Below are 19,534 nucleotides of genomic sequence, written 5' to 3'. Positions count from 1 at the left end.
GACGCGAAAGATCAGGTGTTCCTGATTCCACTTCAAGCTAGTGCAATTTCGACGTGAAAATAAGTGACTACGGTCACATCCTTATAACACTCGTTGCATAGAGGAAATCTGGAGGTTTTCAGCGGCCGCTGCGATGTCGGTGCCCCTGGTGCTCTTGGCGGCCTCGGCAGCCAGTGCGATCAGGTTCACGGCGTCGTAGGAATCGCCCAGATGCAGGGTATGTGTACGGCAGGCCCTGCCCCGCTCCCCCGCTCAGATCCCGGGCTGGCAGGCCCCCTGGCCGAGAATGGCCAGGCCGTTGAGGTCCCCCGCCTGGTAGGTGGCCACACCGGGGACGCCGGTCGGGTTCATCAGCTGGGTCGGGTCCTGGACGTGGCCCAGGCCCACGACATGGCCGAGTTCGTGTTCAATGACCCCGCGGGCCGGTGCCATCCCTTCCCGGAAGATCAAGGACTGCATGGCGGGTCCGTTCAGTTCCAGCTGGCCGCTGACGTAGGTGACCGAGGATCCTTCACGGCTGACCGCTTCGCTGCCGCCCAGACCCATGACGTTGGTTCCGACGGCGTAGTTGGTGAAGCGGGGCTCCTCGGCGGTGGTCTCCCAGGCGATGAGCACCGGCGCCCACCGGTCCCCGTACCGGGCCGGCTGGTAGGACTTGTGCTGCGCCGACGGTGCCTCGGTGGTGGCCCCGTCGTTGATGAACACCAGCCCGGTCGCGCGCGAGACCGCGGCGATGGCCTCCTTGATCAGCTGCGGTCCGGCGGCGGGCTGGTTCGCGGCGCGGGTGACGTAGTGGATGGGCCGGCACGGGTCATAGGCGGCCGGCCGTTTGTCCTTGCCGGTGACCGTGAAAGCGTGGGAGCCGGACTTGGCCGGCACCGGCGCGGGATGCCCCAGCGGGGCAGAGGACTCTTCGCGGCCCGGCGTGGGGTGATCCGTAGAGGCACGGGGCTTCGGAGGAGCCGCCGCAGGTTTCCTGGGCTTGGTGGGGTCCGGGACGGTGTGGTAAAGCAGGGGGCCGGGCACATCGGCGGCGGGGGTTGTCGCGGGGCCGCCCAGGAACGCCGACGGTTTCAGGTCACCGTGAAAGTACAACAGGAAACCGCACAGGAGCGCGCCTGCGGCCAGGACGGCGACGGCCTTGAACAGTAAACGCAGCATCCTCCCGAGGGCCCGGAAGAGGCGGATCGGCCACGGGGCGCGGGCGTCCCGGACGGCGGCAGAGGTGCGGACCTGGCTGGCGTCCCAGCCGGGAAGCAGCGGGGCGGCGTTGCCGCGCCAGCCCTCGGGCGGGGCCGGGTTGCCGGCCATTTCTTCAAGCTTCCACAGCGGGATCCGCTTCGGCTCCGCAGGCTGCGTCGGCAGTGAAAACTGGTCCCCTTCCGGCTCACTCATCGACGCTCATACCCTCACCATCGTCCGCGCCGGCGGCGGCGTAAGGGAATCCGAGGCGCCAAGTCGGAAGACACACCTTCTATCCCGCAAGTGCCCCAGGTGGGACTCGAACCCACAACACGCGGATTTTAAGTCCGCTGCCTCTGCCAATTGGGCTACTGGGGCGCCCGGTCAATGGTATCCCGTCGCCGGCCGGATCAGCCCGAAAAAGGGCCGGCGTAGCGGAAGGTGCCGCCAACGCCACCGGGCCAGACGGCGAGCGGGAGCAGCTGGAAGTGCGCGCCCCAGCCGGCCTCCGGCGGTGCCACCCCGAGCGACGTGGACGGTACAAAACCGAAGCGGGAGTAGTAGTCGGGGCTGCCCAGCAGCGCAATCCCCCGCTCCCCCGCGGCGTTGGCGCGCGCCACTGTCTCGTTCATGAGCGCGGTGCCGATGCCGTGACGCTGCAGCCGCGGCACCACCCCGATCGGCCCGAGCCCCAGCAGCTCCAGCTCGCCCACCCAGCCGCGGGTGCTGATCACATGCCCCACGATTTCGCCGTTGAGCTCCGCAACGACGCTGAACTCGGGGAGGTATTCCTGGCACTCGAACAGCCGGGCCAGCAGCTTCACCTCTTCGGGTTCGCCGTCGACGTGATGCCCGGTGACGGGCGAGATGGCAAACGCGGCCGCTGTGAGGTCGAGGATTGCCGGACGGTCCGCCGGTTCCTCGCTGCGCAGCACGAGTTCAGGTGCCGGCTTGTGCTCCCCATGGTCTGCGACGAGTTCGTGCAGAATCTCCAGCGCACGGTCGGCGTCGGCCGCGGGGACCAGCAGGTGGTCATGGTGGAAGCCGGCCAGGACGTTGCAGCTGATCTTCGCCTCGGTCAGGGCGGCGGCGACGGCTGCCGTCAGGCCGATCGCCTCGAGCGAAGAGTGCACCTGGAGCGTGATCCACGCTGCGACGAAGTCGTAGGGGAGCCCCAAACTGTCCGCCTCGTCCCGCGGCAGCACGACGGTCAGCCCCTCCGCCTCGCGGACGGCGGCGGCTATTGCCCCGGCCAGGGGTTTGCCGTGCGGCCACAGGGCGTAGACATACTCGCCGTCGCGCAGTTCGGGCCGCATGGTGGCCAGGAGGGTGTGCAGGTCCTTTTCAGCTGTCATGGAGCCAGTCTAGGCGCGGGTTGTGCGCGCCTGGCCGTTCCCGACGCCCCTGCGGCTGCCTGCAACGAAAACGGCGGCTGCTCCCCCGGAGGGGAACAGCCGCCGTCGTAGGGCAACCGCCAGAGTACTGGAAGCCGTTACGGCCAGCAGCTATTTGGCGTCTGCCGGGACCGATTCATTCGATGCTGCCGTGGTGCCTGCCTTGGCGTCAGGCTTGGCTCCGGCCTTGGCGGCGTCCGGGGCAGCGGCCGGCTTCGGGGCCGGCGTCGCTGCGGCCACGAAGGCGCCGCGCGGGTTGTCCAGATCCATCAGCTGCGTGGTGTCGCGGCCCAGGAAGAAGGCCCACAGCCAGCCGGAGATCACGCGGATCTTGCGCTCCACGGTGGGGATGGCCATTCCGTGGTAGCCACGGTGCGCCAGCCAGGCCAGCGGGCCCTTGAGGCCGATGCGGCCAACCAGGTTGATGTTCGCCACACCCTTCCATTCGCCGAAGCCAGCGACGGCGCCCAAGTTCTTGTGCTTGTAGTCCTTGAGCGGCTTGTCCCAGCGGGAGGCCCACAGGTTCTTGGCCAGGCGCTTGGACTGGCGCAGCGCGTGCTGGGCGTTCGGCACGCAGGTGCCGTCCGGCAGGCCGCTGCCTGTGAGGTCGGGGACGGCAGCGACGTCGCCGGCAGCCCAGGCGTTGTCGATGATGCCCTCGTCGCCGGCGATGCGCAGGTCGGCCAGGACGCGGACGCGGCCGCGCGGCTCGAGCGGGAAGTCGGTGGAGCGGACCATCGGGTTGGCCTGCACGCCGGCAGTCCAGACCAGGGTGTCAGTCTCGAATTCCTGGGCCGGGCTCTTGTCCGGGAGGTTGATGAGCTTGAGGGAACCCTCGGCGTTGTCGAGGGAGGTGTTCAGCAGCACCTCGATGCCGCGGCTGCGGAGGTGTTCGACGACCCATTCGGCCTGCGGCGCCGTGACCTCGGGCATGATGCGGCCCATTGCCTCGACCAGGACGAAGCGGACTTCCTCCTGCTTGACGCGCGGGTTGTTCTTGACCGCGGCGCGGGCGAGATCTTCCATTTCGGTGATGCACTCGATGCCGGCGAAGCCGCCGCCGACGACGACGAACGTCAGGGCGCGGGCGCGCTCAACGGGGTCCGTCATGAGCGAGCCGGTCTCGATGCGCTCGAGAACCTTGTTGCGCAGGGCGACGGCCTCCTCGATGGTCTTTAGGCCGATGCCCTTTTCCGCGAGGCCCTTGATCGGGAACGTGCGGGTGATGGCGCCAGCGGCCAGGACGACGTCGAAGTAGGGAATCTCGAAGGTGTCGCCACCGTCGGAGGGTGCGACCACTGCCGTGCGGTTGGCGTGGTCGATTGAGGTGACGCGGCCCTGGATGAGCTCCGTCTGCTTCAGGTGCTGGCGGTGCGAGACGACTGCGTGGCGCGCCTCGATGTTGCCGCCGGCAACTTCCGGCAGGAAGGGCTGGTAGGTCATGTAGGGCAGCGGATCCACGAGGGTGACGATGCCACCTGCATTCGCGATCTTTTTCTGAAGTTTGAGGGCTACATACAGGCCGACGTACCCGCCGCCGACGACGAGTACCCGGGGACGGTCCTGGAGCTGAAGGGAGGATGCCATGCGTCAAGAATACCGTAGTTTGTGAAAAGCTTCACTAACTATGACGGGTTGCTGGAGTCCACCGGATTTACGGCCCCGGGTTCGGCGCTGTCCTCGGCGCTGTCCGGTCCGCCGTCCTTTGGCGGCGTTCGCATGGCGGCCCGCAACTGGACGGCAGCGGCCACAACGATTCCCACGAGCAGGCAACCGAAGCCCAGGACCACTGCGGCCGGCAGGGCGCTGTCCAGCTGGGACGGCTTCTCCGCGACCGGCACGGTCGCTTCGGGCAGGGTGGGCACAGCGCTGGAGGGCGCGGGCGCCGCAGCAGGTGCAGTCGCGGCGGGGTTTCCGCGCCGGTGGACCCGGATCCAGTCCGAAATCGACCCGAGCGGGTTGACCTTGGTTTCCGGGACATCGGCCTTGAGGGCGGCCTCGGCGTTCAGCACGCCGAAGCCGTAGAGCGGGTCCTTCCCTCGCGCCCCGGCGTCCTTGGCCGTGCTGACGATCCGGTTGATGACCTGGCTCGCGGACATCTCGGGCCATTTGGAGCGGATCAAGGCAGCGACGCCGGACACGATTGGCGTGGCCCCGGAGGTGCCCGCCCACTCGGCATAGCCGCCGGCGGGCATGCCGCCGACCAGGTCCTCGGCGGGAGCGGCGACGCCGATGCTGATGCCCTGTGAGGAGGAGTCGATGCTGGCCGCGCCCGTGCGGTCCAAGCCTGCGACCGTCAGGACACCGGGAATCGTGGCCGGCGCGCCCACCTGGACGTTTCCGCCCACGCGGTTGCCCGCGGCGGCGACGATCACGACGTCCTTCTGTTCGGCGTAGAGGAATGCCGCGTCCCAGCTCTGCGGCCATTCCGGCGACGTGCTGCCGAGGGAGATGTTGATGACGCGGGCGCCGTTGTCGACGGCCCAGCGCACTGCCTCCGGGATCTGGGCCTGGTCACTCTTGCCGCCCGGGTTGGCGGAGCCCAGCCAGGTGGAGACGGACAGCAGCTGGGCTTCCGGGGCGACGCCGACGATCCCGTCAGGGCCAACTGCGGCACCAGGTGTGGCGCTGGCGCTCGGTTTGGCGCTGGCGCTCGCTTCGGGCGCCTGATGCCCGCGCCCGGCGAGCATGGTGGCCACCAGGGTGCCGTGTTCGGGTTTGGCACCGATGCTCGCCTGGCCGTTGCCGCTGCCGGCACCGGAGATGTCGGCGCCGCCGGCGAGCACGCCAGCCAGGTCCGGATGTTTGCCGTCCACTCCGCTGTCAATGACGGCGACTTTGACGCCGGCTCCCTTGGAAACGTCCCAGGCTTTGGTGATGCCGGATTCGGCGAGCCAGTATTCCTTGTCCCGCCAGGAGTCGGCGTAGGCGGGCGCTGCCAGGGTCAGCGCCGCCGTAGACGCTCCGCCGGCAAGGGCCAAGGCCATCAACGCGGAGGCGGTCCGGCGGCGCCGGGCTGTTGCTCTGGTCATTCAGGTCCTATCGGCGGATGCACCAGCGGCACGGCGCGCCCGGGGGCACAACTGCTGGGGCGGGGTCATCGGATGCTGAGGGCAATTCCGTCAAGAATATCGTGTTCACTGGCCACTGCCGTGGTGATGCGCCCGCCCGTGACATCGGCCAGGCGTTGCAGGACCCGCCGCCAAACGAGACCGCCGGCGCCGATCACGTCCACCCGGCCGGGGTGCATGTACGGCAGCGCGGCCCGCTCCTCCCGGGTCATTTCGAGCAGCTCGGTGCATGCCTTCCGGACCGCGTCCAGGTCCAGTTCGGTGCCGTGGATCGCGGCCGGCGAATACTCCGGCAGGCGCAGCGCATGCGCCGTGATGGTGGTGACGGAACCCGCCACGCCGACGACGGCGGTGGCGCGTTCCAGCGGAACGGTTTGTGCCGCCTCGCCGATGGCGGCGTCGACGTCGGCCTCTGCCGCTGCGATCTGCTCCGGGGTGGGCGGATCGCTGCGCAGGTGCCGTTCGGTCATCCGGACGCAGCCGACGTCGACCGAGCGGGCGGCGATGACGCCGTCGGCGTTGCCCAGCACGAACTCCGTGCTTCCGCCGCCGAGGTCTATCACCAGCACGGGGTCCTCCCCGCGGGAGGGCAGGACACTGCTGGCGCCGGCGAAGGACAGTGCGGCTTCCTCGTCGCCGGTGATCACCTCGGGCTCGACGCCAAGGATGGCGCGGATGCCGTCGACAAAGACCTGCCGGTTGCGGGCGTCGCGGGTGGCGGAGGTCGCTACGAAGCGCACTTTGGCGACGCCGTGCCCACGGATGAGGGCAGCGTAGTCCCGGGTCGCGGCGAAGGTGCGCTCGAGCGCTTCCGGGGCCAGTTCACCCGTGGAGTCCACGCCCTGGCCCAGCCGGACCACGCGCATTTCGCGCACGATGTCGATCAGCCGCGGTGTGGGCTGCCCTGTTGCGCCGCCTGCGTCTGTGTTCACATCTGCGTTCACATCTGCGATGAGCAGGCGGATCGAGTTGGTGCCGCAGTCTATGGCCGCGACCCGGGTCACTTGGACTCCCCTGTGCCGGCGGTGCCGCGGGACTTTCTGACCGGCGCGGGCCGGCCCACGATCTCCGGCAGGCCTTGGGGTCCATGACGGCTGAGGTCGCGGGACGGCGCCTCGCCGCCGGTGTCCCAGGCGCCGTCGCAGTAGCAGCGGTCCACGGTCCACCATTCGGCGATGGCCGCGATCGACTCGTCACCGAGCGGGTTCACGGCCGGGCCGGCGGCCAGCGAGTGCCCCACGAGGACGTGCAGGCATTTGACGCGCGTCGGCATTCCGCCGGCCGAGACGCCGTCGATTTCCGGAACCGAACCGATGCCGCAGCGCGCGCCGATCTCGGCACGGGAGGCCAGATATGCCTCGTGGGCGGCGCGGTACCGGCCCGCGAGGCCGGCGTCGGCGGCGAGCCGGTCGTTCATTTCGTTCATCAGCCCGGCGGCCTCCAGCCGCGATACCGCCGAGGTGATCACCGGGTGCGTGAGGTAGAACGTGGTGGGAAACGGCGTACCGTTGCTGAGCCGCGGCGAGGTGGCGGCCACGAGCGGGTTTCCGCAGACACAGCGGGCCGGGATTTCGACGACGTCCCGCACGGGTCGGCCCAGCTGACGGCTCAGGACCTCGAGGTCGTCCGAGGACGGCAGGCGGGAGGCCTCCGGGGCGCTTGCCCTGTGCCGTGCCGACGACGTCGGGGCCGCGTCGTTCTCGTCCGCTCGGTTCTGGTCCACTCGGTTCTGGTCCACGGGAGTGGCACCTTCCTGCCCTGTTCCGGATTGTCCGCGGGACAATCCCGGCGGCGGGCGCCGCTTCTAGTCTGTTGCCGATCGCCTGATGGACTCCCAGAGGGAGTCCACCCACGGCAGGTTGGCCGGGTCTTGTGCTGATGCTGCACCCGCCGTGCCACTGGACCGCGCGGCAGGAAGATCGCTGCCGAATACCCAGTAGCCCGTCTCTCCGGGCATAACCATGTTAATGCGGTCGCGGGCCTGCTGCTTCACGAAGTTGGGATCCTGCCACCGCGACACCTGGCGTTTGAGGTCTTCCTGCTTGGTCTGCTGGGCCGCGATGTCGGCCTGCAGCGCCGCGATTTCGGCGCGTTTGTCGAGGAAGATCTTCACCGTGGGGGCCAGCAGGATGGTGATGGCAATCATGACGACGCCGAGGGCAAGCAGCCGGCCCGAGAACGCCTTGGCGGGCACTGGGTCGAGGGATTCGTCTGCACCCGCCGCCGCGGTCCGGCTCACGGCCTTGCCGCCAGCCTTCCCGACTGCCGGCCGGGTTGCGGGTTTTGCGGCGGATGCCGCTGCGGAACCGTGGGCGGCCGGCTTGGCCGCTGCGGGTGCTGCCGCACGTGGAGAGGCAGGCGCAGCGCTGGAGGGCGCTGCCGGCGTCGGCGCGCCGCTGCGGGAGCCGCCAAAGTCCGCCTGGATGACTTCGCCGCCGTCGTCTGCTGCCGCCAAGCCCGGGGCCACGGGCTTGGCGGCCGCAGGGGTAGCCCTGGGAACATTGGGGCGTCGGGTAGCCATGTCACTCCTTCAAAAGCGGGCCAAAACAGAACCGGTGGCCATGGTCTTTCAACCATAGCCACCGGTTACCGGTTTTCGCGGCTAACTAGCCCTTGAAACGCGGGAAGGCGCTGCGTCCGGCGTACCGTGCGGCGTCGTCGAGTTCCTCTTCGATGCGCAGCAGTTGGTTGTACTTGGCAACGCGCTCGGAGCGTGCCGGGGCACCGGTCTTGATCTGTCCCGCGTTGGTGGCAACGGAGATGTCGGCAATGGTGGTGTCCTCGGTTTCGCCGGAGCGGTGCGAGGTGATGGTGGTGTAGCCGGCACGCTGGGCCAGTGATACGGCGTCCAGGGTCTCGGTCAGGGAGCCGATCTGGTTGACCTTGACCAGCAGCGAGTTCGCGGTCTTGGTGTCGATGCCGCGCTGCAGGATGGCCGGGTTGGTGACGAAGAGGTCATCGCCCACGAGCTGGACCTTGTCGCCGATGGTGTCGGTGAGGGTCTTCCAGCCTTCCCAGTCGTTCTCGTCCAGCGGGTCCTCGATGGAAACCAGCGGGTAGTCGGCCACGAGCTCGGCGTAGTAGGCGCTCATCTCGGTGGCGGAAAGTGCCTTGCCCTCGAACTGGTAGGCGCCGTCCTTGAAGAACTCGGAGGAGGCGACGTCCAGGGCCAGGGCGATGTCCTTGCCCGGGGTGTAGCCGGCGTTCTTGATGGCTTCCTGGATCAGGTCCAGGGCGGCCCGGTTGGACGGCAGGTTCGGCGCGAAGCCGCCCTCGTCGCCCAGGCCGGTGGACAGGCCCTTGGCCTGCAGGACGGACTTGAGGTTGTGGTAGACCTCGACACCCCAGCGCAGGCCCTCCGAGAAGGTCTCGGCGCCGATCGGGACAATCATGAATTCCTGGATGTCCACATCGGAGTCGGCGTGCGAGCCGCCGTTGAGGATGTTCATCAGCGGCACGGGCAGGACGTGCGCGTTGGGGCCGCCGAGGTACTTGTACAGCGGCAGGTCTGCGGAGGCGGCGGCAGCGTTGGCTACAGCCAGGGAGACACCCAGGATGGCGTTGGCGCCGAGCTTGCCCTTGTTGGGGGTGCCGTCCAGGTCGATCATGGCCTGGTCGATGCTGCGCTGGTCGGTCGCGTCGAACCCGGTCAGGGCCGGGGCGATCTGGTCGATGACCGCGTCGACCGCCTTCTGGACGCCCTTGCCGAGGTAGCGGCCCTTGTCGCCGTCGCGGAGTTCAACGGCCTCGTGCTCGCCGGTGGAAGCGCCGGAGGGAACTGCTGCGCGGCCGATCTGGCCGTCCGAGAGCAGGACTTCAACTTCTACGGTCGGGTTGCCACGGGAATCGAGGATCTCGCGGGCGTGGATGGCATCGATAAGCGCCATGGATTTGCTCCTTTGGGTGAAGCGATCTGCAGGGAATCTGACTGCTTGGACTCTGGCTGTACAACAAGTGCGAAAAGCCGACGTCGTCGTCGCTACTAGCGTAGTCGAGAGTGGCGGAGGTTACGGAAACCTATCCAAACCCCGGACGTCATGATGCTGACGCTATGGTGCCTGCGCTATTGCGCCGATGGCAGGCGACCGTTGCCGTCCTGGAAGCGGCGGAGGGCTCCGCGGAGGGCGCGCTCGGCGTCGAGCCCGCCGGCCCGGGCACCCGTCACGATCCCGAACAGCAGGTCGCCGAGTTCCTCCTCGGTGGCCGGGATCCCGACGGCGGTGTCGCTCGCAGCCGTCGCCAGGTGCGCGCGTTCGGCCCGGTCCAAGAGCTTTTGGGCCCGGGCAAGGGCCGGCAGCGCGGCGGGAACGCCGTCGAAGACGTGGCCGCGTCCGGGTTTCTCGGCCTTCTTGACGGCATCCCATTTCAGGACGATCTCCTCCACCGTTGCCGGGAAGGAATCCTGCAGCGAGCCGTCGGGCCGGAACACGTGCGGGTTGCGCCGGATCATCTTGGCCCTCAGTCCGCGGGCGACGTCGTCGAGGTCAAAGGCGCCGCGTTCCTCGGCGAGCCGGGCGTGCAGGACCACCTGGAGGAGGACGTCGCCCAGCTCGGACTTCAGTTCGGCGTCGCCGCCGGCCGTCTCGATGGTCTCCGCGACCTCGTAGGCCTCCTCAAGGAGGTACTCCACGAGGGATTCGTGGGTGAGGGCACCCATCCAGGGGCAGTGCTCGCGCAGGGCCGCGATCGTCCCCAGCAGCGCCCCGACCTCGCAAGCTCGGCCGGGGACCACGGCTGCTGTGGGCCCACAAGCCAGCCCCTGGACGGGTGGAGTGTCCTCGTTAGCCAAGGTCGGCGTAGGCCTCGTTGATGTATTCCACCAGGGCTTCCTTCTCCTCAAGCGGGAGGAAGGCCGCCTCGGCTGCGTTGAGCGTCAGCTCCAGCAGGTCATCTAGGTCGTAGTCGAACGTCTCAACCAGGAGTTCGAACTCGTCGGTCAGCGTGACGCCGCTCATGAGCCGGTTGTCGGTGTTGATGGTGACGTTGAAGCCGAGCTGGTAGAGCATGTCCAGCGGGTGGCTTTCGATGCCCTCACCGAAGCCGGCGATGGCGCCGGTCTGGAGGTTTGAGGAGGGGCAGATCTCCAGGGCGATGCCGCGGTCGCGGACCCAGCTGGCGAGCTCGCCCAGGGTCACCATGCCGATGGTGTCGTTGACTTCGTCGCCCTGGGCGTCTTCGTCCTCTTCAAATTCGATCGTGACGTCCTCGGCGATCCGCACGCCGTGGCCCAGGCGCAGGGCCCGGCCGTCGACAAGCGCCGACTGGATGCTTTCCAGGCCGGCGGCTTCGCCGGCGTGGACGGTGGCCGGGAAGTTGTGCTGGGCCAGGTAGGTAAAGGCGTCCGTGAAACGGGACGGCAGGAAGCCGTCCTCGGCGCCGGCGATGTCGAAGCCGACGGCGCCGTTGTTGCGGTGGCGGACAGCCAGTTCGGCGATCTCCTGGCCGCGGTCGGCGTGGCGCATGGCGGTGATGAGCTGGCCCACCTGGATGTCGCGGCCGGTCTCGGCCACGGCGTCCACACCGGCTTCGAGGCCTGCCTGCACGGCCTCGACCACGTCGTCCAGGCTCAGGCCCTTCTGCAGGTGCTGTTCGGGTGCCCAGCGCACTTCGCCGTACACCACGCCGTCATCGGCCAGATCTTCGACGAATTCCTTCGCGACGCGGAACAGGCCTTCCTTGGTCTGCATCACGGCGATGGTGTGGTCGAAGGTCTCGAGGTAACGGACCAGGGAGCCCGAATCGGCGGATTCACGGAACCACTCCCCCAGCGCGACGGCGTCCGTGGAGGGCAGTGTGTGGCCGACAGCCTCGGCGAGTTCGATGATGGTGGCCGGGCGGAGTCCGCCGTCCAGGTGGTCGTGCAGGGAAACCTTGGGAAGGACCTTCAGGTCGAAGTCGAGGTCAGGGGCAGCGTCAGGAATAGTCTCAGTCACGTTCCAACCTTAGGGTCGCTGGGCGCCGGAAGCTACTTTCTGGATACTCCGGCCTCCGTGGGCGGACCGGCCAGCATCGTGCCGTGCATCCCGGCAGCACTTTCCCCGGATGCGGGTTCCGGGACGTATTCGGCGTCGGCCGGGACCGGCCGCGCGTCGTTGCGGCCAAGGCGCTTGTGCCACCAGCGCAGGAGGTGGTCGATGAGGACACCGAGCACGATCGCGAACACCACCGCGATCCCCGCGCTGAGCAGGGGGTTATGGTGCAGCCACGGGAAGGAACTGGCCAGGACTCCGATGCCGATCGAGTAGCCCACCCAGGTGAAGCATGCGAAGGCGTCCAGGAAGAAGAATCTCCGGTGCGGGAACGCCGTCGTGCCCGCCACGTAGTTGACGGCGACACGGCCCCACGGGATGTACCGGGCGGTGAAGATCAAGACGGCGCCGCGCTTCTCGAGTTCATAGTTTGCCCACCCGAAGACCTTTTGGACCTTCGGTCTGCGCATCCAACGGAACCGCTCGAGGCCAATCTTGCGGCCGAGCATGTACGCCATGTTGTCGCCGGCCATGGCTCCAACGAGCGCCGTGAGGCCAAGGATCCACAGGTTGGGCTGGCCGCTGTGCAGGGAGTACGCCGCAAGGGCAACGATGAGGGTCTCGCTGGGGACCACCATTGCGAAACCGTCCACGAAGAAGAAGACCAGCAAAAGGGGGTAGATCCACCACTGGCCAGCGGCATGGAGCACAGCCTCGTTAATGAACTCCATGCGGACGGTGCTCCTTGATGACTGGGGACGGACAACTAAGCCGTAACGTACATGCGATGACAGTGGGCGGAACGTTGGACGGAGTGCGGCCAGCATACGTGACCCAAATCGCTCCTAAGTGTCCCACGGGCTGGGCCAATCCGCCTAGGACTCGGCAGGCGGAACGGAATGCGTCGGTTCCTCCGGAGTGCGGCCGCGCACCTTGCTGATCACGCGGTCCAGGATGACGCCCAGAACAATGGCGCAGGCGATCGCTATGGCCGCGCCCAGCACGTGGTTCTTCTCAAACCACGGCCCAACGAACAGGCCGATCCCCACGGAGTAGCCGGCCCACAGCAGCGCCGAAAGTACCGTCAGGCCCATGAATCTGGGCCGTGGGTAGTGCGTGGCGCCGGCGGTCAGGTTGACGGCCACCCGTCCGATCGGGACGAAGCGTGCCACGAGGATCAGTGAGGCAGGCCGTTTCCGCAGTTCCCGTCCGGCCCAACGGAAGGCCGCCTGCATGCGGGGACCGCGCATCCACCCCCAGCGCCGGGTTCCGGTCCTGCGGCCGATCAGGTAGGCGAAGTTGTCGCCCACCCAAGCCCCGGCGGCCGCGGTGGCGATCAGGAGGACCGGATTGGGAACACCCGCGGTGGCGGCGACTGCGGCCAGGCCCACCACCACAGACTCGCTCGGGATCGGTGGAAAGAAACCGTCGATCACGCAGCAGGCGAAAACCAGGACGAGGACCCAGGGTTGCCCTGCGGCGGCGAGGATGAAGTCGTTGATTGCCTGCACAGCTTCCTAACGCGCGGCGGGGCCAGATAAATCCAAGCGCAGGCTCGGCCGGGGCCGGGCCTGCGCTTGGAAGGGTACTGCTGTGGAGTCAGTGTACCGCCGGCCGCCGCCTCCGCTTGCCCTATCACTTATGATGGCTAAACCAGGGGGTTTGGGGACCATAGGTGATAGGGCAACGGGCCTAGGCGATGCGGTCGATGATGAGCTTCTGGGCGGGCCGTGAGCCCTCGGGTGCGATCATGGCGGCGTGTTCGAGCGCTTCCTTGGCGCGCTCGAACTTCTCCGGGGTGTCCGTCAGGAGGGTCATGAGCGGTTCGCCCGCCCTGACCGTGGCGCCGGGCTTGGCGTGCATCCGCACCCCGGCCCCGGCCTGGACCTGGTCCTCCTTGCGGGCGCGTCCGGCGCCGAGCCGCCAGGCCGCGACGCCGACGGCCATCGCGTCGAGCTCCACCAGGACGCCGTCGGCCGGGGCGTAGATGACCTCGGATTCCTTGGCGACCGGGAGCTTGGCGCGCGGGTCCCCGCCCTGGGCCCGGATCATCCGGTTCCAGACGTCCATGGCCCGGCCGTCCCGCAGTGCGGCCCGGGGATCGGCGTCGCGCACGCCCGCGCACGCCAGCATTTCCTCCGCGAGCCGGACGGTGAGTTCGACGACGTCGTCCGGGCCTCCGCCGGCAAGGACCTCCACGGATTCCTCGACCTCGATCGCGTTGCCCGCGGTGAGGCCCAGGGGCGTGTTCATGTTGGTGAGCAGGGCCACCGTGTTAACGCCGGCGTCCTTGCCCAGGGCCACCATGGTCTCGGCCAGTTCGCGGGCGCGGGCCTCGTCCTTCATGAACGCGCCGCTGCCCACCTTGACGTCGAGCACCAGCGAGCCGGTGCCTTCGGCGATCTTCTTGCTCATGATCGAGGAGGCGATCAGCGGGATGGCCTCCACGGTTCCGGTGACGTCGCGGAGCGCGTAGAGCTTCTTGTCCGCCGGGGCCAGTCCCGCGCCGGCCGCGCAAATGACCGCGCCGACGTCCTGGAGCTGGGCCATCATTTCCTCATTGCTCAGGGCCGCACGCCAGCCCGGGATGGCCTCGAGCTTGTCCAGGGTGCCGCCGGTGTGGCCGAGGCCGCGGCCCGAGAGCTGCGGCACGGCCACGCCGAAGACCGCCACCAGGGGCGCCAGCGGCAGGGTGATCTTGTCCCCGACGCCGCCCGTGGAGTGCTTGTCCGACGTCGCCTTTACGCCGCCGTCGGGCCGCCGCAGGCTGGAGAAGTCCATCCGCTCGCCGGAGGCGATCATGGCCGCCGTCCAGCGGGAGATCTCTGCCCGGTCCATGCCGTTGAGCAGGATGGCCATGTTCAGTGCGGCCATCTGTTCGTCGGCGATGGCGCCGCGGGTGTACGCGTCGATCGTCCAGTCGATCTGGGCCGGGCTGAGTACGCCCTTGTCCCGCTTGATGCGGATGATGTCGACGGCGTCGAACGCTTCGGTGTTGGAAGTGGTCTGTGTCGCTGGTGTCACCGGGGTTCCTCCAGGTGTTGGGGGCCAAAGGCATCGGGAAGGACCTGGTCCATGGTCTTGATTCCCTGCGTGGTCATGAGCTCCATATCCGGAGCCCGGAATTCGTAGAGCAGCTGGCGGCAGCGCCCACACGGCATGAGGACGTTCCCGCCGGCGTCGACGCAGTAGAAGGCGCGGAGCTGTCCCCCGCCGGTCATCTGCAGGTTGCCCACCAGGGCGCACTCGGCGCACAGGGTCAGCCCGTAGCTGGCGTTTTCGACGTTGCAGCCGCTGACGATCCGCCCGTCTCCGGTGAGGGCAGCTGCCCCCACCGGAAACTTCGAATACGGCGCGTAGGCGTTCTTCATGGCGGACACTGCCGCGGCTTCGAGCGCTGCCCAGTCGATGTCGATGCTGTCCATTCTCAGCCCTTGACGTACGGTATGCCGTCGGCGGCCGGGGGCCGGGAGCGGCCGACGAGCCCGGCCACCGCAAACACGGTCACGACGTACGGCAGCATGGCCATGAACTGGCTCGGCACGGGGGTGCCGATGATCGTCACGATGCTTTGCAGGTTGTCGGCAAAGCCGAACAACAGCGCGGCGAAGAACGCCCCGATCGGATTCCAGCGGCCCAGGATCATGGCGGCGAGGGCGATGAAGCCGCGGCCTCCGGAGATTTCCTTGGTGAAGCTGTCGATCGCCACGAGGGTGAAGAACGACCCGCCGATCCCGGCCACGGCGCCACCGAGGGTGACGTTCCAAAAGCGGGTCGCGTTGACCTTGATGCCCAGGGTGTCAGCGGCCTGCGGGTGCTCGCCCACGGCGCGGACGCGCAGGCCCCACTTCGTCTTGAACAGCGCGATCCAGATCACAATGACGGCCACATACATCAGGTAGCCCACCACGGACTGCTTGAACAGGATGGGTCCGATCACCGGGATGCCGGACAGGACCGGGATGTCGATGATGGGCAGCCGGTCGGGCGAGTTGTACTTGTCCGCGTCCGCCTGCATGACGGTGGTGAACAGGAAGCCGGTGAGGCCGGAGACCAGGACGTTAAGCACGACGCCGACGATGATCTGGTTGACCACGTACTTGATGGCGAACAGCGCCAGCACCATCGAGACCAGGGCGCCCGCCACTGCTGCCGCGATGAGGCCCGCGTAGGGGCTGTGGGTCAGGCTCGCGACGAGCGCGGCCGTGAAGGCACCGCCCAGGAGCTGGCCTTCAATGGCGATATTCACGACGCCGGCGCGTTCGCACAGCACACCTGACAGGGAGCCGAAGACGATCGGCACGGCGAGCGTGACGGACCCGGCGATGAGGCCGGCCAGCGAAATGCTGGGGGTCCGGGCACCGCCCACCACCCAAATCAGGAAGGCGACCACGAACACGACCGTGAACACGGCCGGCAGCCAGCCCGGGGGCCGGACGTTCTTCTTCGCCTTCAGGACCAAGGCGTAGCCAGCGAGGCCCAGCAGGATCAAGGAGAGCACAATCCCTGACAGGAACGCGGGTACTTCGATCGCCGGCAGCTGGAAGAAGTCACCGCCGGAGGAAACCCCGAACTTAGCGGTTCCTTGCGGGCCCAGCAGGCCAAAGAAGATGAAGGCGACGACGGCCAGCACCGACAGCGTCACCGGCAGCTTCCAGGTTACGGGCTTGGCGGACTCCGCCGGCCTGCGGCCCTTGCCCGACTCCGGTGTTGCCTGTCCTGATTTTCCCTGTCCCGGGACGGGCGAGGTTGCTGTTGTGCTCATGCGGCACCTCCGGTGGTTGCGGCCTGCTTGGTTTTGCCGGCGGTCGAGGCCTTCTTCTTGCTTGGGTTAAGTCCAAAGATCGCCCGGACCAGGGGCGGCGCCGCGATGAACAGCACAATGAGCGACTGGACCACGAGCACGATGTCGATCGGAGTTCCGGTCTGGATCTGCATCTGGACGGCGCCTGCACGGAAGGCTCCGAACAGCAGGCCGGCGGCAAAGGTGCCCCACGGCGAGGAGCGCCCCAACAGTGCCACGGTGATGGCGTCAAAGCCGTAGGTTGCCGCGACGCCATCGGTCAGGACCTTTTCGGTGCCTGCCACCTGCGCGACGCCGGCCAGGCCGGCCAGACCACCGGCAATGGTCATCACCAGGATGGTGGCCCGGGAGACGTTGATGCCGGCGGTCAGGGCCGCCTTGGGGTTGGCCCCGACGGCACGGAACTCGAACCCGAGCGTGGAGCGGTTCAGCAGCCACGAGACGAACACGGTAGCCGCGATGGCCAGCAGGAAGCCCACGTGCAGCCGGTACTGGCTGCCGAAGAGCAGCGGGTACACGGCGTTGGGGTCCAGGATCGGGGAAATCGGTGTGGTCTCCCCCGGACGCTGGAACAACTGCGTGTCCAGGAGGTAGCGCAGGAAGTAGAGGGCGATGTAGTTGAACATGATGGTCACGATGACCTCGTGGGCGCCCGTCCGGGCTTTGAGCACGCCGACGATACCGCCCCAGATGGCGCCGCCGGCGACGCCTGCCACCAGGACCAGCAGCAGGTGCAGGCCGATCGGCAGGTGCAGCGCGAAGCCGACCCAGGCGGCGAGGATGCCGGCCATGATGATCTGGCCCTGCGCACCGATGTTGAACAGGCCCGCGCGGAAGGCCAGCGCAACGCCGAGACCCGCCGTAATCAGCGGTGTCGCGATGGTCAGCGTCTCCATGAGGGGCGCGAACTGTCCGGCCACTCCGGTGCCGTGTGGGTTGAAGACCGCGCCCTGGAAGAGTGCGACATAGGAGCTGGTGGCGGCGGACCAGACGGCGGTGAGGAAATCACTGGGCCGGGCAAAAAGATAACCGGCCGTGGTCCCGACCACCTTGTCCGTCGCGGCGATGAGCAGGCCGCCGAGGATCAGTGCGAGCAAGACCGCCAGTATGGTCACCATGCCGTTGCCGGTGAAGATCTTGCGCAGCAGCGTCTCCTCTTCCGGGGCGCCGGGAAGGGATCCGCTCTGGGTCGAGACTGGAACGGCCGAGGGCTGGTGGGTACCGCCCGCGGTGTCCAGCGAGGTGACAAAGGCGGTGTCGCCCTCGTCGGGCGTCTCAATATCCGATTCCTCGGATTGAGTTCCCGGAATGCGGTCCGGGTCCGGTGCGGCCGCGGTTCGCGGCTCGGTGTTTTCACTCATGGTCGTCTCCTACGGCGCCGGAGCTGGGCTCCTGCGCGGCCGGGGCGGCGGGCGCCTGATTCGTTGCGGGGGTGCCGGCCGGGATGCCGGCGGGGTCTTCGGAGAGGGATTGCGGGTGCTTGCCCGCGGCGTCGGCCTGGGCTTCGTCCGGGGAAACCCCGGCCATCATCAGGCCCAGGACGTCGCGCCCGGTTCCGGCCGGGACGATCCCGACGAGCCTGCCCTTGTAGAGGACCGCAATCCGGTCGGCGAGTTCAATGACCTCGTCCAGTTCCGTGGAGACGATCATGACGGGCGTGCCGTGGTCCCGCTCCGCGACAATCCGCTTGTGCAGGAACTCGATGGAACCCACGTCCACGCCGCGGGTGGGCTGGGAGGCGATGAAGAGCCGCAGCGGGCGGGACAGTTCCCGCGCCATGACGACCTTCTGCTGGTTACCGCCGGACAGGGTGCCGGCGGCGAGCGAGCCGGACGGGGTGCGGACGTCGAATTCGTCGATCCGGGTCTTGGCGTTCTCCAGGACCTTGGCCGGGCTCATGCTGATGCCCTTGGCGAACGGCGCCTGGTCGTAGCGGTCCAGGATCAGGTTCTCGGCGATGGAGAACGTGCCGATCAGACCGTCGAGGGAACGGTCTTCCGGGACGAATCCGACTCCGGCGTTGAGGACGTCCTTGACGCTGCGGCCCAGGAGTTCTTCGCCGTCGAGGACGATCGAGCCGTGGGCCCTCTCGTGCAGGCCAAGGATCGCCTCGGTAAGTTCCGTCTGGCCGTTGCCCTGGACGCCGGCGATGGCGAGGATCTCGCCGCGGGCGATCCCGAAGCTGATGCCGTCCACCACGTGCTGGCCGCTGGGCGCGATAACCGTCAGGTCCTTGACCTCGAAGGTGGTTTCCTGGGGCGTGGCCGGAGCTTTGTCCAGGGTCAGGCTCACGGCCCGGCCGACCATCATGGACGCCAGCTCGGTGGTCGAGGCGCCGGGGTCGGCCGAGCCCACCACCTTGCCGCGCCGGATGACGGTGATGGTGTCCGAGACGGCTTTAACCTCGCGGAGCTTGTGGGAAATGAACACGATGGAGGTGCCGTGGCTCTTGAGCTGGCGCATGATGTCCAGCAGTTCGTCGGTGTCCTGCGGGGTCAGCACGGCCGTGGGCTCGTCGAGGATGAGCACTTTGGCGTCGCGGACCAGTGCCTTGATGATTTCCACCCGCTGCTGCACGCCCACGGGGAGGTCTTCGATGAGTGCGTCAGGGTCGACGTCGAAGCCGTACCGGTCGGAGATCTCCCGGATCTTCCGGCGGGTGTCATCAAGGTCCAGGAATCCGCCTGTTTTGGTGGTTTCCGCTCCCAGCGCGACGTTCTCCGCGACGGTAAAGACGGGGACCAGCATGAAGTGCTGGTGCACCATGCCGATACCGGCGGCCATGGCGTCTCCGGGGCCGCGGAAGGTGACCGGTTTGTCGTCGACCAGGATTTCGCCCTCTGTGGGCTCGTACAGTCCGTAGAGGACATTCATCAGCGTGGACTTACCAGCGCCGTTCTCACCGAGCAGACAGTGAATCTGCCCGGGCTCAACGACCACATCGATGTGATCGTTGGCTACCAGGGAGCCGAAGCGTTTAGTAATGCCCTTGAGTTCAAGTTTCAAAACTCTGACCAATCTCGAGGTGTCCGGAAGGCTTGATCCGGACGTGTAGTGGGGGCTGCAGCACCAGCTTAGTGGTCTGCGGTCTGGGCCGCAGTGGGCCGCAACGAA

At 67.8% G+C, this 19,534-nt stretch carries 17 protein-coding genes and 1 tRNA gene; all 18 read right to left on the bottom strand.

From position 1 onward, the window contains the following. Positions 1-252: 252 nt before the first annotated feature. Entirely contained in the window at positions 253-1,395 is a 1,143-nt protein-coding gene (locus BLQ10_RS00455; RefSeq protein WP_091557058.1) for a hypothetical protein, read from the bottom strand. A gap of 91 nt (positions 1,396-1,486) precedes the next feature. After that, positions 1,487-1,560 (bottom strand) — tRNA-Leu (locus BLQ10_RS00450). 32 nt (positions 1,561-1,592) lie between these two features. After that, entirely contained in the window at positions 1,593-2,537 is a 945-nt protein-coding gene (locus tag BLQ10_RS00445) for an N-acetyltransferase (RefSeq protein ID WP_091557056.1), read from the bottom strand. A gap of 150 nt (positions 2,538-2,687) precedes the next feature. Further along, positions 2,688-4,163 (bottom strand): NAD(P)/FAD-dependent oxidoreductase, encoded by a 1,476-nt coding sequence (locus BLQ10_RS00440; protein ID WP_091557053.1) that lies wholly within the window; start codon positions 4,161-4,163, stop codon positions 2,688-2,690. A 38-nt stretch (positions 4,164-4,201) separates the two neighbouring features. Further along, a complete protein-coding gene (locus tag BLQ10_RS00435; protein WP_091557051.1) occupies positions 4,202-5,608 on the bottom strand; it encodes a S8 family serine peptidase in 1,407 nt (468 codons plus the stop codon). A 65-nt stretch (positions 5,609-5,673) separates the two neighbouring features. Next, positions 5,674-6,651 (bottom strand): Ppx/GppA phosphatase family protein, encoded by a 978-nt coding sequence (locus tag BLQ10_RS00430; RefSeq protein ID WP_091557049.1) that lies wholly within the window; start codon positions 6,649-6,651, stop codon positions 5,674-5,676. Then, positions 6,648-7,370, bottom strand: coding sequence for a DUF501 domain-containing protein (locus BLQ10_RS00425; RefSeq protein ID WP_254785354.1), 723 nt, complete (start codon positions 7,368-7,370; stop codon positions 6,648-6,650). Before BLQ10_RS00425 ends, BLQ10_RS00430 begins: the two co-directional genes overlap by 4 nt. A gap of 81 nt (positions 7,371-7,451) precedes the next feature. After that, positions 7,452-8,168 (bottom strand): FtsB family cell division protein, encoded by a 717-nt coding sequence (locus tag BLQ10_RS00420; protein WP_091557046.1) that lies wholly within the window; start codon positions 8,166-8,168, stop codon positions 7,452-7,454. 85 nt (positions 8,169-8,253) lie between these two features. After that, positions 8,254-9,534 (bottom strand): phosphopyruvate hydratase, encoded by a 1,281-nt coding sequence (eno, locus tag BLQ10_RS00415; RefSeq protein WP_018774732.1) that lies wholly within the window; start codon positions 9,532-9,534, stop codon positions 8,254-8,256. Positions 9,535-9,710: 176 nt separating this feature from the next. Beyond that, on the bottom strand, positions 9,711-10,304 hold the full coding sequence (locus BLQ10_RS00410; RefSeq protein WP_091557044.1) for a MazG nucleotide pyrophosphohydrolase domain-containing protein: 594 nt from the start codon (positions 10,302-10,304) through the stop codon (positions 9,711-9,713). A gap of 124 nt (positions 10,305-10,428) precedes the next feature. Further along, positions 10,429-11,580, bottom strand: coding sequence for an adenosine deaminase (locus BLQ10_RS00405; RefSeq protein WP_091557042.1), 1,152 nt, complete (start codon positions 11,578-11,580; stop codon positions 10,429-10,431). Between the two features lie 32 nt (positions 11,581-11,612). After that, positions 11,613-12,347 (bottom strand): DedA family protein, encoded by a 735-nt coding sequence (locus tag BLQ10_RS00400; protein WP_254785331.1) that lies wholly within the window; start codon positions 12,345-12,347, stop codon positions 11,613-11,615. A gap of 144 nt (positions 12,348-12,491) precedes the next feature. Next, positions 12,492-13,127 carry a DedA family protein gene (locus BLQ10_RS00395; protein WP_091557039.1) on the bottom strand — a complete coding sequence of 212 codons (636 nt, stop codon included), beginning with the start codon at positions 13,125-13,127 and terminating at the stop codon, positions 12,492-12,494. 181 nt (positions 13,128-13,308) lie between these two features. Next, the gene (locus BLQ10_RS00390) at positions 13,309-14,640 is read right to left on the bottom strand and encodes a thymidine phosphorylase (RefSeq protein WP_091557038.1); all 1,332 of its coding nucleotides are present in this window, start codon (positions 14,638-14,640) and stop codon (positions 13,309-13,311) included. Continuing rightward, positions 14,637-15,041 (bottom strand): cytidine deaminase, encoded by a 405-nt coding sequence (locus tag BLQ10_RS00385; protein WP_091557035.1) that lies wholly within the window; start codon positions 15,039-15,041, stop codon positions 14,637-14,639. Before BLQ10_RS00385 ends, BLQ10_RS00390 begins: the two co-directional genes overlap by 4 nt. Before the next feature lie 2 nt (positions 15,042-15,043). Continuing rightward, the gene (locus BLQ10_RS00380) at positions 15,044-16,381 is read right to left on the bottom strand and encodes an ABC transporter permease (RefSeq protein WP_091557032.1); all 1,338 of its coding nucleotides are present in this window, start codon (positions 16,379-16,381) and stop codon (positions 15,044-15,046) included. Next, positions 16,378-17,781 carry an ABC transporter permease gene (locus BLQ10_RS00375; RefSeq protein WP_091557031.1) on the bottom strand — a complete coding sequence of 468 codons (1,404 nt, stop codon included), beginning with the start codon at positions 17,779-17,781 and terminating at the stop codon, positions 16,378-16,380. Before BLQ10_RS00375 ends, BLQ10_RS00380 begins: the two co-directional genes overlap by 4 nt. After that, on the bottom strand, positions 17,774-19,426 hold the full coding sequence (locus BLQ10_RS00370; RefSeq protein WP_091557028.1) for an ABC transporter ATP-binding protein: 1,653 nt from the start codon (positions 19,424-19,426) through the stop codon (positions 17,774-17,776). The genes BLQ10_RS00375 and BLQ10_RS00370 overlap by 8 nt, the downstream gene beginning before the upstream one ends. Positions 19,427-19,534 lie beyond the last annotated feature (108 nt).

It is taken from the genome of Arthrobacter sp. ok362, from assembly GCF_900102785.1.
Classification (GTDB): Bacteria; Actinomycetota; Actinomycetes; order Actinomycetales; family Micrococcaceae; genus Arthrobacter.
The sequence above is the reverse complement of the archived record's forward strand: the minus strand, read 5'-3'. Positions and strand labels throughout refer to the sequence as shown.

Bases quoted from the DNA above. Each gene is read 5' to 3' on its own strand.
- BLQ10_RS00455 (WP_091557058.1), bottom strand. From the start codon at position 1,395: ATGAGTGAGCCGGAAGGGGACCAGTTTTCACTGCCGACGCAGCCTGCG.
- BLQ10_RS00445 (WP_091557056.1), bottom strand. From the start codon at position 2,537: ATGACAGCTGAAAAGGACCTGCACACCCTCCTGGCCACCATGCGGCCC.
- BLQ10_RS00440 (WP_091557053.1), bottom strand. From the start codon at position 4,163: ATGGCATCCTCCCTTCAGCTCCAGGACCGTCCCCGGGTACTCGTCGTC.
- BLQ10_RS00435 (WP_091557051.1), bottom strand. From the start codon at position 5,608: ATGACCAGAGCAACAGCCCGGCGCCGCCGGACCGCCTCCGCGTTGATG.
- BLQ10_RS00420 (WP_091557046.1), bottom strand. From the start codon at position 8,168: ATGGCTACCCGACGCCCCAATGTTCCCAGGGCTACCCCTGCGGCCGCC.
- eno (WP_018774732.1), bottom strand. From the start codon at position 9,534: ATGGCGCTTATCGATGCCATCCACGCCCGCGAGATCCTCGATTCCCGT.
- BLQ10_RS00410 (WP_091557044.1), bottom strand. From the start codon at position 10,304: ATGGGTGCCCTCACCCACGAATCCCTCGTGGAGTACCTCCTTGAGGAG.
- BLQ10_RS00400 (WP_254785331.1), bottom strand. From the start codon at position 12,347: ATGGAGTTCATTAACGAGGCTGTGCTCCATGCCGCTGGCCAGTGGTGG.
- BLQ10_RS00385 (WP_091557035.1), bottom strand. From the start codon at position 15,041: ATGGACAGCATCGACATCGACTGGGCAGCGCTCGAAGCCGCGGCAGTG.
- BLQ10_RS00380 (WP_091557032.1), bottom strand. From the start codon at position 16,381: ATGAGCACAACAGCAACCTCGCCCGTCCCGGGACAGGGAAAATCAGGA.
- BLQ10_RS00375 (WP_091557031.1), bottom strand. From the start codon at position 17,781: ATGAGTGAAAACACCGAGCCGCGAACCGCGGCCGCACCGGACCCGGAC.